Genomic DNA, 15,245 nt, shown 5'->3' on the forward strand with positions numbered 1-15,245 from the left:
ATGTCACGAATAACGACGGAAGACGACGCCCGTGCAGCGATCGCGGCCGAACGCGAGCGCCTGCGCGAACGGTTCGGCACGTTCGAGGCCACGGAGGCGTGTGTCGAGAACGACCCCGCGTTCTACGAACACGGTCTCGATCTCGTTCACGAGACTGGGATGCTCGCCGATGCTGGCGCGCTGGTCCGCGATTCGCGCGATCGTGTCCTGCTCGTTCGCCATCCCGACGCCCCTGAACTGTGGGGCACGCCAGGCGGCGGCTACGAGGCGGCCGACGATTCGCTCGCCGCGACGGCGGTCCGCGAGGTTCGCGAGGAGACCGGCGTCCGCTGTGCGCTGACGGACGTGCTCGCCGTCCGCATCAAAACCATCGAGCACAGCGAGGAGCCGCGGTCGTACCCGATGCTGACGGCCGAGTTCGCGGCCCACAGCAGCGACGAAGACTCCGGAGCGCGCTCCGAGCAGCCGGCATCGGCGACCGACGACGAGGAAATCTTGGAGGCGCAGTGGTTCGCCGAGCCGCCTGCGGCGCTCCACGACCGCACGCAGGACCTGATCGGATAGTAGCGCTCGCTGAATCTTGCCTACCACCCGGTTCGATCGTCGCTCGGAAATACGATGCCTGGTTGGCGTCCGGGGCGCTCCCCGGCCGCAGGAAGACTGATACGAACGGCGTGGCGACCAGCAGTATGGTCGACGTTGCGGGCACGATCGCGGGACTGTTCGGAACAAACGGGCCGGAGTCGGACGGATCGGCGATGCTCGACGTGGCTCGCGACATCCGGGCGAACCCCCGGACCATCGACTGCCGCGACGGACGCCAACTCGGGTACGCCGACTGCGGCGATCCCGACGGCGACCCGCTGGTGGTCTTCCACGGGTTCCCGAATTCGCGGGTGTTCGGCGCGCTCTTTGACGCGCCGGCACGCGAGCGCGGTCTCCGAATCCTCGCGCCCGAACGCCCTGGCCTGGGCGTCTCGGACCCACTCCCGGATCGAACGGTTGCCGACTGGACCGAGGACGTGGCCGACCTCGCCGACGCGCTCGATCTCGGCTCGTTTCCAGTGCTCGGGGTCTCTGGCGGCGGTCCCTACGCGGCGGCCTGTGCCGCATGTCTCCCGCGGACCGAGCGTGCTGGCATCGTCTGTGGCCTCGCGCCGCTCGAATCGGTCGAGTTCGGCGACCGCCTCCCGTTTTTGATCGCCGAGCACGCCCGCCCGTTGGCGACGCTCTCGCTCTGGTCCGACGGCCTCTCTGTCCGGCGAAACCCCGAGGAGTACCTCGCATCGCGTGCGGAGACGGCCGCCGACGTCGACGAAGAGCACTGGAAGGGCGAGATCGGATGGACGCTGCTGGAGAGCGGCCGTGAGGCAACGGCCCATCACGGCTACGGCCCGCTCGCGAACGAACTCGCCGTGTTCGCTGACGACTGGGGATTCGATCTCGATGCGGTCGACGTGCCGACCTATCTCTGGTACGGCAAAGCCGACCGAATCGTTCCGGTCTCGATGGGGCTTCACTACGCCGATCGGATTCCCACTGCCGAGGCACACGTCTATCCTGACTACGGCCATCTCTCGACCGTCGAGGAGAACGAGGCGGCGATCCTCGACGCGCTCGCCGGAGTGTAGCCCACGTCCTGTCGCTTGATCGCGTCAGTGCTCGACGAACTCGATCAGGACGCCGCCCGTCGATCCCGGGTGGAGGAAGGCCACGCTATGCCCCCACGCGCCCGGCCGCGGTTCGTCGTCGATGAGTTCGACATCGTGTTCGCGCGCCCGATCGAGCGCGGCCACGACGTTGTCGGTTTCGAGCGCGAGATGGTGGATGCCTGGCCCGTTGCGATCGAGATACTTGGCGATCGCACTATCGTCGTCGAGCGGTTCGAGGAGTTCGAAGTAGCCGTTCCCGCAGTCGAGGAAGACGACGCTCATTCCGTCGAACGTCTCTCTGTGGACGATCGGTGCGTCAAGGAGGTCGGTGTACAGTTCCGCGAGCGCGTCGGCGTCGTCGGTGGCGAGGCCGGCATGATCGAACTCCATGTCGGATGCTCGACGCCATGGGCGAAGTCGCTGGCGGTTTAGCGATACGCTTCTCTCGACGCTTGACTCCCACACCGCGCCGGTCGAGGGGAGGTGGTAGTGGGACGTTCCGTACTGGCGTAGCGGTTCCGACCGAAAGCTTGCAAATGAAGGCTGCGAACGTTTCCTTCGGACGGGCGGAACGGTCGGTGTGATACGCTTTTCGACGGTTGCCGGACGAACCGGACATCGACACGATGGAGTGCGTCGATGGCACCGTTGACCGATCCGCTGACGCTCACGATGGGCGGGTACTTCGTCGCGACACTGCTGATCGCGTGGTGGGCGGGTCGCGGCGCAGGGTCGGGGTACGTCGAGTTCACGCTCGCCGGCCGTGATCTCGGGCTACCGGTGTACATGATGACGTACTTCGCGACGTTCGCGGGTGGCGGCCTCACGATGGGGGTCGCCCAGCGCGCGTTCACCGCCGGCATCAGCGCCCAATGGTACGCGATGGCGGAGGGCTTGGCGTGGATGTCGATCACCGTGATCGTCGGCTTCCTCTACGCCTTCGACGTCGTCAGCGTTCCGGAACTCCTGGGTCGGGTCTTCGGCGATCGCACCAAGTACTTCGCTGCGATCTTCACCGTCGTCGGTCAGGTCGCGCTGACGACCGGCCAGACCATCGGGATGGCCTCGATTATCGCGACCGTCACCGACATCCCGCTCGGGGTCGCGTTCTGGGCAAGCGTCGTGGTGTTCATTGCGATCACGCTCTACGGCGGGATGAACTCGGTCGCGTGGGCCGACACCCTCCACGGCGTCCTGATCATCGTCGGGATGTTCGTCGCGATCCCGATTGCGGTCACCAACGCCGGTGGCATCGACGCGATCGCTGCGGGGGTGCCGTCGGGCCACACCAACTGGTTCGGCGTCGGGCTGATCCAGATCGGCTCGTGGTACCTGATGTACCTCACCGTCGCGGGGGCCCAACAGCAGATGCTCCAGCGGACGTGGTCCGCACGGAGCAAGCGCGTCGCAATGGCGGGCACCTTCCTCGCCGGCGCGGTCATCACGGGCTACGGCATCCTCACGGCCACCGCCGGCATGATTGCTACCGCCCAGGGCGCGCAGATCGAGTCGTCGATGGCGTTCGCGTGGACGCTCACCAACACGCTGCCGCCCGTGGTCGCCGGTCTCCTGCTCGCCGCCGCGGTCGGCTCGGTGATGAGCGGGGCAGACTCGTTCCTGCTCGCCGGCGCGACCACGTTCGTCAACGACCTCTACATCCCGCTTCGGGGTGGCCGGGAGGACCTCTCGGAGCGCCATCTCGTCGCGGTGACCCGCGCAACCATCCTTGCGTTCGGTCTGATCGCGGCGGTGATCGCGTTCAGCGGGGTCGAGATCATCGCGATCAATACCCTCGGAATGGGGATCATGTCGGTGCTGTTCGCCGGGATCGTGAGCATGCTCTGGGACGGCACGACCCGCGAGGCAGGGCTTCCGGGGTTCGTCGTGGGCGGGGTCGTGTTCGTGATCTGGGCGTTCGTCCTCGGCGAGCCAGCACTGTTCGGGCAGGGAACCCTGGAATCGGCCGTGCCGGCGACCGCGGCCGCGCTGGTGACCATCCTCGGGCTGAGCTACCTCGGCTACGGCGAGACGTTCGACCTCGACACTGTCCGCGACCGAGCCAGAGCCGAACGCGAACGCGCACGCGAACGACGGGTCACCTACGGCAACGACTGACCCGTCCGCCCGTCAGCCGCGACTGTTTTACCGTGACACGATCCGCTGGCTGCGGTGCTCGCGTGCTTACAGTGCAGCCCCGCCCTGGTGCTCGCCGAACACGTCCCGCATCGTATCACAGATCTCGCCCGTGGTGGCCTCGGCCTTCACTGCGTCGACGAGATACGGCATGAGGTTGTCGTCGCCCTCTGCAGCCTCGTGGAGGTCCGAGAGTGCGTCTTCGGCGGCCGCGTCGTCGCGCTCGTCGCGCACCTGTTGCAGGCGCTCGCGCTGGCGCTGCTGATCCTCCTCGGTAACCTCCTCGATGTCGACTTCCGGCTCCTCGTCGACCTCGTACTCGTTGACGCCCACGATCACGCGCTCACCCTCGTCGATCTCCTGTTGGCGCTCGAAGGCGACATCCTGGACCTCGCGTTGGACCCACTGATCCTCGACGGCCTGCAACATTCCACCTTTCCCGTCGACGGTGTCGAGGATGTCGAACGCCTCCTGTTCGAGTTCGTCGGTGAGGTTCTCAATGTAGTAGCTTCCCGCGAGCGGGTCAATGGTGTCGGCCGCGCCCGACTCGTGGGCGAGAATCTGCTGGGTTCTGAGGGCTGTGCGAACGCTCTCCTCGGTGGGGAGCGCAAGCGCCTCGTCCTTGCCGTTCGTATGAAGGCTCTGAGTTCCGCCGAGGACGGCGGCGAGCGCCTGGTAGGCCACCCGGACGATGTTGTTGTCGATCTGCTGGGCGGTCAGCGTCGAGCCTGCGGTCTGGGTGTGGAACTTGAGCTGTTTCGAGTCGGGATCGTCGGCGTCGAAGCGCTCGTCCATGATCTTCGCCCACATCCGTCTGGCGGCCCGGAACTTCGCGACCTCCTCCAGGATGTTGTTGTACGACGCGAAGAAAAAGGAGAGTTGGGGGGCAAAGTCGTCGACTGCGAGGCCGGCCTCCGTGGCGGCTTCGACGTACTCGATACCGTTGCCGAGGGTGAAGGCGATCTCCTGGGCCGCCGACGAGCCCGCCTCCCGGATGTGATAGCCCGAGATCGAGATGGTGTTGAAACTCGGGACCTCCTCCGCGCAGAACTCGAAGATATCAGTAATAATTCGCATCGAGGGCTCCGGCGGATAGATGTAGGTGTTGCGCGCGACGTACTCCTTCAGGACGTCGTTCTGAATCGTGCCCCGGAGTTCCTCGCGGTCGACGCCCTGGCGATCCCCGACCGCGATGTACATCGCGAGCAGCACGCTCGCGGGCGCGTTGATCGTCATGCTGGTCGAGACCTCGTCCAGGGGGATGCCCTCGAAGACGGTCTCCATGTCGTGGATCGAGTCGATCGCCACGCCGGACTTCCCGACCTCGCCCGCGGCCATCTCGTTGTCCGAATCGTATCCCATCTGTGTCGGGAGATCGAACGCCATCGACAGTCCTGTTTGGCCCTCGTCGATCAGATACTGGAAGCGCTCGTTGGTCTCGCGGGCGGTGCCCATCCCGGCGTACTGGCGCATCGTCCAGAGTCGCCCACGGTACATCGTGGGATACACCCCCCGAGTGTAGGGCTCCTCGCCAGGAAAGCCGACGTCCTCGCGATAGTCGCGCTCGCCCACGTCGTCGGGGGTGTAGAGTCGATCGATCTCGTGGCCCGCGGTGTCGGTCTCGAAGGTGTCCTTGCGCTCGCCGAACCGATCGAGGACGGGATCGAGGGTTTCTGCCTCCCAGTCCTCTTTGGCCGACCGGATGTCGGCGAGGTCGTCGGGGTCGAACATACCCCTTCGTAGGATCGACGCGACTTTAATCGTTGTTCGTCGGGACCGTAGTCGTCCCCGATCGCCTCGCCGACGGTAAAACCGTGAGCCACACCCTCCCCAACCGATTCGCTCGGTCGCTTCGCTTCCTCGCTCATCCACCGTCAGAGCGAAGTCGTTCGGGAGAGCGAAGCTCTCCCGTGATGACGGAAGACGCGGAGCGTCTTCCAAACCACTTCAACGAGCCTGCGCTCGCTTCGCTCACGCAGACCTCGCGCGTTCTGCGCGCCGTCGGCGCGCATTCATCGCGTGCCAACCGCTACACCGGAGATCGTGACTGGAATGACCCGCTACTCGTCCTCCTGCTCCGTCGCCGTCTCCACGTCGAAGTCCGCCGGTGTGGCCGCCGTGACGGCGGGGAGCCGCCGAAGTCGCGGACGCAGGAGAACGTAGATGGCCGTGAAGCCGAAGCCGCCCGCGGTCAGCGCCATCGTCGGCGTCGTTCCCAGCACCTCGGCGACCGCACCACCGACGAGCGATCCCAGCGGGAGCGTCGCCCCGGAAGCGGTGCCTTTCGTCGCCGAAACCCGCCCGAGCAGGTCAGTCGGGAACACCCGCTGGTTCAGCGTCGAACTGAGCACGCTCGAAGCGCCGACGGGAACCCATGCGAGCCCGAACAGGACGACGGTGAGCGCCAGCGACGACACAAGAACGGCCGCAAGCCAGCAGCAAGCACCCAGCCCGTGGACGAGAAGCATCCTGCCGTAGGGAACGGTCTCGAACCAGGGGCCGATGAACGAGCCGACGAGCCGGCCGATCCCGAGCGCGCCCAGCAGCAGGCCGTAGACGGCGGGGCCGCCGAGGCCGTCGCCGAACGCCGGCAGTATCGCCAGCGCGACGCCGGTCGTGAAGTTCGCCACCGCGGTCGTCAGTATCAGTTCGACGAACACCGTCCCACGGAGCACCCTGACGCCGTCCCGGAGGTCCGAGACGTACGAGCGGAGCACCGAACGAACAGTTGCAGGGGCCTGTTCGTTCCTCGGTTCCGTGCGCTCGTCGGTCCCCGTCGCAGTGCCGATCTTGATCCCGGCGAACAGCAGCGCGGCGACGGCGAACGTGGCCGAGTCGACGAGAAACAGGGTCGTCGGGCCGAACACGGCGACGAAGCCGCCGCCGAGTGCGTCGAACACCATATCCAGCCCGAGCGTCACGATCGAGAGCGCCGCGTTCGCACCGGGAAGACGCTCGTCGTCGACGATGCGGGGCAACAGTGCGGTCTCCATCGGAGCCATCAATAGCGACGCGAGCATCAACACCGGTGCGACGGCGAACAGGGCACCAACATGGAGGTGGCCCGTCGCCGCCGCCAGCGGCAGAGCCAGCACGACGGTGCCCTGGATCACCTGTGAGCCGACGAGGACGCGTTCGAGCGCCAGGCGGTCGACGAGCGGTCCGGCGAACACCTGCAACAGCCACGGCAGTAGTAATATGGCGTTCAGCGCGCCGGTGACCAGCGTCGAGCCGCTCAGCTCGAAGGCCAGCCAGAGCATCGCCACCGTGTAGAGGCTGTCCCCGGCGTTCGTGACGAACTGCCCGGCGAAAAAGCGCCGGAAGTCGGTGTTGCGCCACAGCATCCGGTCGAGGGCGCTCATCGGCGACCACCCCCGAGAGACGTCGGCACGGCTTCGGACGACGCCGGTAGCGCGGGCGAGCGGCTCCCACGCCAGCGGCTCGGGTATCGGCGCGGGCGGTTCGGTCGTGTTTCGAGAGTCGGTGCGTGGTCGTACGAGCGCCGGCACTGAGCCGGCGACTCGGTGGATATCGGCATATGCGTGCGTGGTCGAGAGGAAATGCAGCTACCGTGACGGTAGCGAAACGGACCCGAGTGCTGCGGCTATCGGGCCCGTCAGGCTGCGGGAGGCGAGAGAGGATCGAACACCGGACGAACCGTGGGCCGGCGAGTCATAGAGCGAGTCTTCCGGACGATTCACACGATCGGGTAAAAGCGTACTGATTCCACGTGAACGGGGACTGCTGCTGCCTGCGCCCACGATCCCGTCGGGCCCTCTGAAATGTCTACCGCGGTGGCTCCTCCCCGAGAACCAAAACGGACGACGATCAGCGACGCAGCCCTCTCACTCGACGACGATTCGCTCCTCAATCGGGTCGACGACCGCTCGGCCGCCGATCGGGAGCGGAACGGTCGGATTGGTGTGGCCGAAATCGAGATCGAACACCACAGGGATATCGGGGTTGTACCGTTCCAGTTGGCCGGCGATCGCTTCGCGCTGGCGGTCGCGGTACGCGGCGCGCTCCTCGTCGTCGGGCTCTTCGAGATGGCTTCTCGTAGCTGGTCGTCCGACGAGCACCGCGTCGAACCGATCGAGGAGACCGCGCTCGCCCATGCACATCAGGGTCCACTTCACGCGATCGGCGCTCGGCATGTCTTCGGCTGTCTCGATCGCGAGCACACAGCCGTCGAGCGCGTCGGGATCGGGCAGATAGCGCTCGGTCATCAGGTGCCACTCGACGATCGCGAGACAGCCGCCCCAGATTCGACCGTCGGCACGCTCCTCGCCGCCCCGCCACATCCAGCCTGGGTTCGGCTCGTACTCCGGTTCGTGGTCCGCGTACGCGTCGTTGCCCCAGTCGATCACGTCGTCAGTCCACTCGGAGGCGGGTTCGATCTCGCCGAGTGACCCCTCGAAGAAGGCCCGGCGGAGGGAGCGCTCGGTGAACTCGTGGAGGTGTCCGGACGTCGCGATCTGGTTCATCAACTGACCGCCGTTGTACGAGACGATCCCCAGGTTCCAGAGATAGAGCTGGAGATTGGTGTTGTCGCTCATCCCGTAGAATCTAGTGGGGTTCTCGCGGAGCACGTCGGGGTCGAGATGGGGAAGCACCCGAAGTTGATCGTCACCACCGATGGTCGCCACGATCCCCCGAACGTTGGGATCGCGGAAGGCGTCGTGAACGTCGCGAGCGCGCTCCTCGGGGTGAGCTTCGAGATGCTCGTTTCCCTTCTCGGCGGTCGGGTAGACGACAGGTTCGAGATCGAACGTCTCACGGAGGCGTTCGACGCCGAGATCGAGGACGTGTGGCGCGTCCGCCGCGCCCCCGCTGGAGGGTGCAACGATTGCGACGCTGTCGCCGGAACCGAGCGCGGGCGGCACGACGAACTCGGGGGGCATGGTCGCGTCTCGACGGTCGGGTCAAAAAGCGCTCCGGCCGTTCACCCGGTATCGTACTTGTAGGTCGCGTTCTCGCTGTCGATCCCGAAGTCCTCGGGGCTCTCCTCGACCGCGGGCTCGTCGTCCCCTGTTCCGTCTTCGGCTGCGTGTTTGAACCGCTCGCGCAGCTGGGACGGCATGGAGAACGCCTCGATCTCGACCCGCGTCGGGACGGCTTCGGGAACGCTGCCCTCACGTTTGACGTCGAGTCGTTCGGCGAGCTTGTCCGGGAGGTCGTCGGTTGCGACCCGCTCGAAGCCGAACTGTTCGAGGTACTGGGCTTCGTCGGTCAGCGAGTACACAGTAGTGAATCCCTCGTCGCCGGCACGGTCGACGAGCCGCTCGACGACATGCGCGCCGACGCCTTGGCCGCGCCACCCTTCGAGAACGCCGATCCCGGTGAGTTCGCAGAACTCCTCATCGTCGGTTCGGTGGACACGGAGCCGGCCGAACCCCGCTTTCTTGTTGCCGGCCTCGTCGACGGCGATGACGTAGTCCCGGGAGCGGAAGGCGGCGTCGTCGAGACTCATCGCTTCGATATGGTCCAGAAGCCAGACTTCCTCACGGTTTCTCGCGTTCCGGACGTACATACGTTCGGTTGGGTCGCCGGCCAGTAAAAGGGTTTCCGGGTATCGAGAACGAAAGACGATGGGGAAACTCCTTTCATGTCGTGCGGTGTCCCCTCCGGTATGGAGTCCCTGGGCGAGTTCGACGAGGTGGTTCACGAACCGACCGAGGAGTTCGTCGAATCCACGAACGTCCACGCGTTCATGCAGGAGCACGGGATCGACGACTACGACGAGCTGATCGCACGGACCTGCGGCGATACCGGGGTCGACGAGTCGGGCGTCGACTGGTTCTGGGACGAACTCGTCGACTATCTCGGTATCGAGTTCTTCGAGGAGTATGATACCATCCGCGACGACAGCGAGGGGCCGCAGTTCACCGATTGGTATCCCGGCGGCACGATCAACATCGCCCACAACACTCTCGATCGGTACGCCGACGGCGACACCGCCGACGACGTGGCCTGTGTCTGGGAGGGCGAACCCGGGACAGTTCGGGAGGTGACGTTCGCCGACCTCCACGACCAGGCGAACCGGGTGGCGAACTGTCTCGAAGAACACGGGGTCGAGACGGGCGACACCGTCGGACTCTACATGCCGATGGTGCCCGAGGTCATCGCCATTCTCTACGGCTGTTTCAAGATCGGCGCGATCGCGGTGCCGATCTTCTCGGGGTTCGGCGTCGATGCGACCGCCACCAGGATCGAGGACGCCGAGCCCACAGTGCTGTTCACCGGCGACGGGTTCTACCGCCGCGGCGACGAGGTCCGGCTGAAGGGGGCCGCCGACGAGGCGATCACGGAGGCCGGTCACGTCGAACACACCGTCGTCTACGACCGGCTGGGGCTGACGCCTGGCGAGGACGGTGGAGATGACGGCGATGCGGACGAGGTTCCGTGGGACGACGCGCGCGACGAGCGCTGGAACGAGGCGGTTGGTGAGCAGCCGAGCGAGTACGAGACGAAAGAACTCGACGCGTCCCAGGAGTCGATGCTGCTCTACTCGTCGGGGACCACTGGCAAACCGAAGGGGATCGTCCACACCCACGCCGGGGTTCTGATGCAGTGTGCGAAGGAGATCCACTTCGGGTTCGATCAGAAACCAGACGACAACTTCTTCTGGGTCTCCGATATCGGCTGGATGATGGGGCCGTGGACGCTGATTGGCAACCACGCCTTCGGTGGGAGTGTGGTGATGTACGAGGGCGCGCCAGACCACCCCGAACCCGATCGATTCTGGGCGATGATCGACCGCCACGACGTCACCCAGTTCGGCATCTCGCCGACCGCGATCCGCGCGCTCAGAAAGCAGGGTGATGAATGGATCGAGGGGCACGACCTGTCGAGCCTCCGGCTTCTGGGATCGACCGGCGAGCCGTGGGACCCCGAGTCGTGGCTCTGGTTCTACGAGAACGTCGGCGGTGGCGACACGCCGATCATCAACATCTCCGGCGGGACGGAGATCTGCGGGTGTTTCCTGATGCCGATGCCGATCCAGTCGCTGAAACCCTGCACGCTCGGCGGTCCGGGGCTCGGGATGAACATCGATATCGTGGATTCAGGGGGTGAATCGGTGGCCGACGCACACGAGAGAGGATTCCTCGTTGCGCGCGACTCGTGTCCCTCGATGACCAAATCGCTCTGGAGCGGCGACGAGCGCTATCTCGAAGAGTACTGGTCGAGCTTCGAGGACCCGCCGCTGTGGGACCACGGCGACTGGGCGCAGAAGGACGAAGATGGATTGTGGTTCCTCCACGGCCGGGCCGACGACGCGCTGAACGTCGCCGGGCGGAAAGTCGGTCCCGCCGAGGTCGAGGGCGCGATCATCGAACACGACGACACGAACCAGGCCGCCGCGGTCGGCGTCCCGGACGACACTACTGGTACTGCGGTCGTGGCGTACGTCGTGCTCGAAGATCACGCCAAGGCATCGGACGCACTCCGCGAGGAACTCCGTGAGCAGGTGGGTGCGGAGCTCGGCAAGCCGTTCAAACCTCGCGAGGTGCTTTTTGTGGATGAACTCCCGAAGACCCAGTCGGGGAAGATCATCCGGCGGGCGATCGCGTCGATCTATCAGGGCGAGGAGCTCGGCGACATGGACTCGATCGAGAACCCTGACGCGCTCGACGCCATCGAGCAGGCGCGATAAACTCTCCCGCTTTCCCCGCAACCCGTCTTCACGCCTTCTCGCATCCTCGCCCGTTTACTCGCCGTTCCCGCGCCATTCCTCACGGAGCAGGCCGTACTGGATCGTATCGCGGTACGCGCCGTCGATGAATCGATCCTTCCGGATGCGACCCTCTTCGGTGAAGCCGAGCGACTCCAACAGACCACGGGAGGCATCGTTGAAATCGAAGGCGATCGCTCCCACGGCGGGGTGGTCGTACGTCCGGAAGACGTAGTCGATGACGAGTGCGACGGATTCCCTGCCGTAGCCCTCGCCGTGGATCTCGGGGACGAGCCAGTAGCCGAGTTCCGGGCGTCGCCAGTCGGCGTCAGCCACGCTCACGACGCCGATCCGCTCCACGTCGTCCTCGTCCGGTTGGCCGGGACCGGCGTCGTCGCCATCGAGACAGACGAGAAACTGGTCGGTGTCATCGTCTTCGGTCGGTAGATCGATCTGCTCTTGATTTCTGAGCGGCGTGCCGAGCGGGTAGCGGATCTCCGGGTTGGCGGAACCGCGCTGGACGAACGGGAGGTCCTCTGATTCGAGGGTTCGAAGCGTGACGCGCTCGCCGCTCGTGATTCGTGGGCCGGGCATGACTCGACAGCGATCGCACAGCGTATAGCACTTTTCGGTGGCTGCTCGTCGACTCGGGTCGGCCGTCGAGATCAGCGGATCGCGGTTGGATCGACGATGGTTCCCTCGGGCGCACTCTCTGTCGCGATCGCGACGTCGCCGACGGTCCCAGCAGCCGGAAATACGACTGTCGCACCCGTAAGCAGCGGTGCGACGATACCGGCCGCGACGGTCTCTGGGTGGGTGAGTGACGCACGCACCACCACTGCGTCACCGGCCGTCAGTCCTGCTCGTTCGACGACGCGCCCGGCTGTATCGAGGAGTTCGGCGTGAGAAACCGACGACCCGTCGGCGGCGAGTACTGGATCGTCGGCCACGACCTCCGTCGGTGCGAGCGTCGGGTTCTCGCTCCAGACGTCGCGCTCGAAGTGTGCCGCTCCGGGATCGTCGGGCGAATCGCCGTAAGCGACGCGCGTGCCGCCGGGTGGGAGTTCGAAGTCGTCGATCGCGTCTGTCGGCGCGACGACCGCACGAGCGTCGATCGATGTGGGCGGATCGAACCGCGCGACGCCGCCGAGCGACGCCGTTCCGAGGAAGGCGAGCACTGCCGCGGCCTGCCGTCCGGCGATCCCGACGGTTCGCCCGCGGCGAACCCCGAGATGGCTGAGGAAGTTCCCGGTCTTCCACGCGTTCGTGAGGAGTCGGTGGTAGTCGTATTCCTCCTCCGGATCGCCCGCCACGCGGAGGGCCGGGTTGTCACTCCGACGGTCGCGTGCGAGCAGCCCGCGCAGCGTGTCCATGCCCGTGATTCGGCTGCGTGGCCCAAAACCCCGCCGGCTGCGGCGGCGGTGCTGTGCGGAGTGACTGCGGGTGACACTATGGATTTACCGTGAGCGAAACGAGCGTGAACCGCGAAGTAATAATCTACTGATCGATGATCTCGCCCACCGCGAAGTTGGATTTCACTTCGGTGACTTCGACCTTGACACGCTCGCCGATCTCCGCCCCGGGGACGATGATGACGTAGCCTCGTTCGACGCGCGCGATCCCGTCGCCCTGCTTGCCGATGTCCTCGACCTCGACGTAGCGCATCTCGCCGATGTCGACTGGCGGCTGGGGCTCCGAGGACGGACGACTTGATGCCGAGTGTGACTCGTTCGATCCCGCACTACTCGACTCGGCGTCGGTGCGCTCGCGCGAGACGAGCGCCACGCGGTACACCTCGCCCGCCTCGACGGAGCCGGTGTCGATCTCGCGGCGCGGCACCTCGACGGTGTAGGTGTCGTCGTCTTCCGCAGTGACCTCGGCGTTGAACAGACACAAGAGCTTGTCAGAGATTTCCATCGGTAGGCCTCCGTTTGCGCCCGTTGGTGGCGAGCGGTAAAGAACTACCGCACGAACGACCGTCCCGGCCGCCACCGATCGCGGTCGATCGCGACCATCGACTTCCGTCGATCGAATCGCCCGATAATCGATTACCTCGCTGTACCACTCCTGCTCACGAGCGCCCCGACCAGGCTGGTCGTGGCCGTCCAGCGGAGCCAACACGCGACGAAAATCGGCCGACAGCGGTCGAATTACCCTGGTGTACCAAATCCGCTTTAGGGAGACGTGCCGTTCGTCCATTCATGGCAGCCAGCAGCGCGACGCCCGACCTCAGTCGAAAACAGCACCGGATCCTCGAGTACCTCCGCGAGAACGCCGGCACCCGGACGTACTTCAAATCTCGGCTGATCGGCGAGGAGCTCGACCTCTCGGCGAAGGAGGTCGGCACGAACATGACTGCCATCCAGAACGGCGAGTGTTCGCTCTCGGTCGAGAAGTGGGGGTACTCCTCGTCGACGACGTGGAAGGTCACCGCCTGAAAGCCCTCGGAACTGCGCGGGCCGATGGCCCGCGCATCCGGCCTCACTGCGTTCGGCCGGACGCCTGGCGGCGGTTCCTCGCCCTTTTCATGTCCACCAGGACAGCATTGCGCGACCCGCGCTGTCGCGCGGGCACGCGCTGAGGCCCTGCCCTTCCCCATGTTCGCGCGCCCGACGCTATCGCGCCGGTCCGCGCTCACGGCCACCGCACCGCCTCCGCTCCCCGCCTGCACAACTCTGCACCGCCCCGCAATCGCTACCGCCCCGCTACCGTACTGCCCCGCAACCGCCACCCCGATTGGCCGTCTCCACCGTGCGATCGCACGACTGGAGACGAACGGGCACACAAGTTTGATACCTCCGGCCGGAATCGACTCGTAGTATGCCCGGACCCGCATTCCTCGACGGCGATCACATCACACTTCGGACAATCGAAGAGGAGGACCTCGAATTCCTCCAGCGCATCATCAACGATCCCGAGGTCTGGCGCTCGCTCGGCGCGGTGACACCGGCGAACGCCGAACAGGAGCGCGAGTGGTTCGAGGGGATGACCGAGAGCGACGACATCTCGCTGCTCATCTGCGACGACGAGGAACCGGTCGGGACCATCGGTCTCAACGACATCAACGAGACCTGGGGCCACGCCGAGGTGGGCTACTGGGTGACGCCCGACGCGTGGGGCGAGGGCTACGCGACCGCGGCCACCGAACTTCTCGTCGGCTACGCGTTCGACCAGCGCCGGCTCAACAAGCTCGTCGCCAACGCCTTCGACTTCAACGCGGGTTCGCGACGCGTCCTTGAAAAGGTCGGATTCGTCGAAGAGGGCGTCCGCCGGGAGGAAGCGTTCGTGAACGGTGAGTTCGTCGACATTCACCGATACGGGCTGTTGGCCCGCGAATGGCGAGCGGACGATTGACAAGCTCGCACGGATCAGCGCACAAACGGCGTGATGTGGCTCCGATTTCACCGATCAGCCCAGTCGCGTCTCTAACTCGTGAAACGACTCGCCGCCCACCGGCCGATCGAACGCCGGTGTGGACGGCTGGTGGCGCTTGTGCCGTGTCGCGACGTGCATCTCGGCGTATTCGGCGACGGTTTCGGTGCTGATACCCAACTCGTCCGCGGTCCCCGCAATGCTCAGGTTCTCGTCGACGAGTTTGTGGAGGATGATGTCGAGCAGTCCGTAGGGTGCACCGAGATCGGTCTCGTCGGTCTGACCGACCCAGAGGTCGGCCGTCGCGGGTTTCTCGATGATCCGTGGCGGAACGTCGACGGCCGCGGCGAGCGCCCGGATTTCGGTTTTGTACAGACCGGCGAGCGGTCGGAGATCGGCAGCTCCATCGCCGTACT

The 15,245-nt window shown here is 65.7% G+C and carries 15 protein-coding genes; 6 read left to right on the forward strand and 9 right to left on the reverse strand.

Annotated elements, in window-relative coordinates:
• Nucleotides 1-564 carry an NUDIX hydrolase gene (locus tag C449_RS05615; protein ID WP_006077002.1) on the forward strand — a complete coding sequence of 188 codons (564 nt, stop codon included), beginning with the start codon at nucleotides 1-3 and terminating at the stop codon, nucleotides 562-564.
• Nucleotides 565-689: 125 nt separating this feature from the next.
• Complete coding sequence (locus C449_RS05620) at nucleotides 690-1,631, forward strand: alpha/beta fold hydrolase (RefSeq protein WP_006077003.1); 942 nt, start codon at nucleotides 690-692, stop codon at nucleotides 1,629-1,631.
• Nucleotides 1,632-1,655: 24 nt separating this feature from the next.
• Here the strand turns inward: C449_RS05620 and mce are convergent, their stop codons facing one another.
• Nucleotides 1,656-2,042, reverse strand: a complete 387-nt coding sequence (gene mce, locus C449_RS05625; protein WP_006077004.1) for a methylmalonyl-CoA epimerase — start codon at nucleotides 2,040-2,042, stop codon at nucleotides 1,656-1,658.
• Between the two features lie 249 nt (nucleotides 2,043-2,291).
• On the opposite strand from mce, the gene C449_RS05630 reads away from it, so the two are divergent.
• Nucleotides 2,292-3,767, forward strand: coding sequence for a sodium:solute symporter family protein (locus C449_RS05630; RefSeq protein WP_006077005.1), 1,476 nt, complete (start codon nucleotides 2,292-2,294; stop codon nucleotides 3,765-3,767).
• Between the two features lie 66 nt (nucleotides 3,768-3,833).
• Here C449_RS05630 and C449_RS05635 read toward each other — a convergent pair whose 3' ends face one another.
• From C449_RS05635 to C449_RS05650, 4 genes are all read right to left on the reverse strand, one after another.
• Nucleotides 3,834-5,516 carry an acyl-CoA mutase large subunit family protein gene (locus C449_RS05635; RefSeq protein ID WP_006077006.1) on the reverse strand — a complete coding sequence of 561 codons (1,683 nt, stop codon included), beginning with the start codon at nucleotides 5,514-5,516 and terminating at the stop codon, nucleotides 3,834-3,836.
• Between the two features lie 329 nt (nucleotides 5,517-5,845).
• Nucleotides 5,846-7,147 (reverse strand): MFS transporter, encoded by a 1,302-nt coding sequence (locus C449_RS05640; protein ID WP_049913932.1) that lies wholly within the window; start codon nucleotides 7,145-7,147, stop codon nucleotides 5,846-5,848.
• Between the two features lie 483 nt (nucleotides 7,148-7,630).
• Nucleotides 7,631-8,686, reverse strand: a complete 1,056-nt coding sequence (locus C449_RS05645; RefSeq protein ID WP_006077008.1) for a S66 family peptidase — start codon at nucleotides 8,684-8,686, stop codon at nucleotides 7,631-7,633.
• A gap of 41 nt (nucleotides 8,687-8,727) precedes the next feature.
• Nucleotides 8,728-9,315, reverse strand: coding sequence for a GNAT family N-acetyltransferase (locus C449_RS05650; RefSeq protein WP_006077009.1), 588 nt, complete (start codon nucleotides 9,313-9,315; stop codon nucleotides 8,728-8,730).
• Between the two features lie 99 nt (nucleotides 9,316-9,414).
• Here C449_RS05650 and C449_RS05655 point away from each other — a divergent pair, with 99 nt between their 5' ends.
• Nucleotides 9,415-11,439 (forward strand): AMP-binding protein, encoded by a 2,025-nt coding sequence (locus C449_RS05655; protein WP_006077010.1) that lies wholly within the window; start codon nucleotides 9,415-9,417, stop codon nucleotides 11,437-11,439.
• Nucleotides 11,440-11,493: 54 nt separating this feature from the next.
• On the opposite strand, the gene C449_RS05660 is transcribed toward C449_RS05655, so the two are convergent.
• The 3 genes from C449_RS05660 to C449_RS05670 form a co-directional block, all read right to left on the reverse strand.
• A complete protein-coding gene (locus C449_RS05660) occupies nucleotides 11,494-12,051 on the reverse strand; it encodes a GNAT family N-acetyltransferase (RefSeq protein ID WP_006077011.1) in 558 nt (185 codons plus the stop codon).
• 71 nt (nucleotides 12,052-12,122) lie between these two features.
• Entirely contained in the window at nucleotides 12,123-12,830 is a 708-nt protein-coding gene (locus C449_RS05665; RefSeq protein WP_006077012.1) for a hypothetical protein, read from the reverse strand.
• Between the two features lie 124 nt (nucleotides 12,831-12,954).
• Nucleotides 12,955-13,374, reverse strand: coding sequence for a TRAM domain-containing protein (locus tag C449_RS05670; RefSeq protein WP_006077013.1), 420 nt, complete (start codon nucleotides 13,372-13,374; stop codon nucleotides 12,955-12,957).
• Nucleotides 13,375-13,658: 284 nt separating this feature from the next.
• Here C449_RS05670 and C449_RS05675 point away from each other — a divergent pair, with 284 nt between their 5' ends.
• Nucleotides 13,659-13,895 carry a DUF7123 family protein gene (locus C449_RS05675; RefSeq protein ID WP_006077014.1) on the forward strand — a complete coding sequence of 79 codons (237 nt, stop codon included), beginning with the start codon at nucleotides 13,659-13,661 and terminating at the stop codon, nucleotides 13,893-13,895.
• A gap of 382 nt (nucleotides 13,896-14,277) precedes the next feature.
• Nucleotides 14,278-14,811, forward strand: a complete 534-nt coding sequence (locus C449_RS05680) for a GNAT family N-acetyltransferase (protein WP_006077015.1) — start codon at nucleotides 14,278-14,280, stop codon at nucleotides 14,809-14,811.
• 54 nt (nucleotides 14,812-14,865) lie between these two features.
• Here the strand turns inward: C449_RS05680 and nadE are convergent.
• Nucleotides 14,866-15,245 (reverse strand): NAD(+) synthase (nadE, locus tag C449_RS05685; protein WP_006077016.1); only part of this gene is annotated, 380 nt, incomplete at its 5' end.

The sequence above is a fragment of the Halococcus saccharolyticus DSM 5350 genome, from assembly GCF_000336915.1.
Classification (GTDB): Archaea; Halobacteriota; Halobacteria; order Halobacteriales; family Halococcaceae; genus Halococcus; species Halococcus saccharolyticus.

What these genes read in the sequence shown, in the direction of transcription:
- C449_RS05665 (WP_006077012.1), bottom strand. Translation starts at nt 12,830, where the DNA reads ATGGACACGCTGCGCGGGCTGCTCGCACGCGACCGTCGGAGTGACAAC.
- C449_RS05645 (WP_006077008.1), bottom strand. Translation starts at nt 8,686, where the DNA reads ATGCCCCCCGAGTTCGTCGTGCCGCCCGCGCTCGGTTCCGGCGACAGC.
- C449_RS05660 (WP_006077011.1), bottom strand. Translation starts at nt 12,051, where the DNA reads ATGCCCGGCCCACGAATCACGAGCGGCGAGCGCGTCACGCTTCGAACC.
- C449_RS05675 (WP_006077014.1), top strand. Translation starts at nt 13,659, where the DNA reads ATGGCAGCCAGCAGCGCGACGCCCGACCTCAGTCGAAAACAGCACCGG.
- C449_RS05655 (WP_006077010.1), top strand. Translation starts at nt 9,415, where the DNA reads ATGGAGTCCCTGGGCGAGTTCGACGAGGTGGTTCACGAACCGACCGAG.
- C449_RS05650 (WP_006077009.1), bottom strand. Translation starts at nt 9,315, where the DNA reads ATGTACGTCCGGAACGCGAGAAACCGTGAGGAAGTCTGGCTTCTGGAC.
- C449_RS05630 (WP_006077005.1), top strand. Translation starts at nt 2,292, where the DNA reads ATGGCACCGTTGACCGATCCGCTGACGCTCACGATGGGCGGGTACTTC.
- C449_RS05620 (WP_006077003.1), top strand. Translation starts at nt 690, where the DNA reads ATGGTCGACGTTGCGGGCACGATCGCGGGACTGTTCGGAACAAACGGG.
- C449_RS05670 (WP_006077013.1), bottom strand. Translation starts at nt 13,374, where the DNA reads ATGGAAATCTCTGACAAGCTCTTGTGTCTGTTCAACGCCGAGGTCACT.
- C449_RS05635 (WP_006077006.1), bottom strand. Translation starts at nt 5,516, where the DNA reads ATGTTCGACCCCGACGACCTCGCCGACATCCGGTCGGCCAAAGAGGAC.
- C449_RS05680 (WP_006077015.1), top strand. Translation starts at nt 14,278, where the DNA reads ATGCCCGGACCCGCATTCCTCGACGGCGATCACATCACACTTCGGACA.
- mce (WP_006077004.1), bottom strand. Translation starts at nt 2,042, where the DNA reads ATGGAGTTCGATCATGCCGGCCTCGCCACCGACGACGCCGACGCGCTC.
- C449_RS05640 (WP_049913932.1), bottom strand. Translation starts at nt 7,147, where the DNA reads ATGAGCGCCCTCGACCGGATGCTGTGGCGCAACACCGACTTCCGGCGC.
- C449_RS05615 (WP_006077002.1), top strand. Translation starts at nt 1, where the DNA reads ATGTCACGAATAACGACGGAAGACGACGCCCGTGCAGCGATCGCGGCC.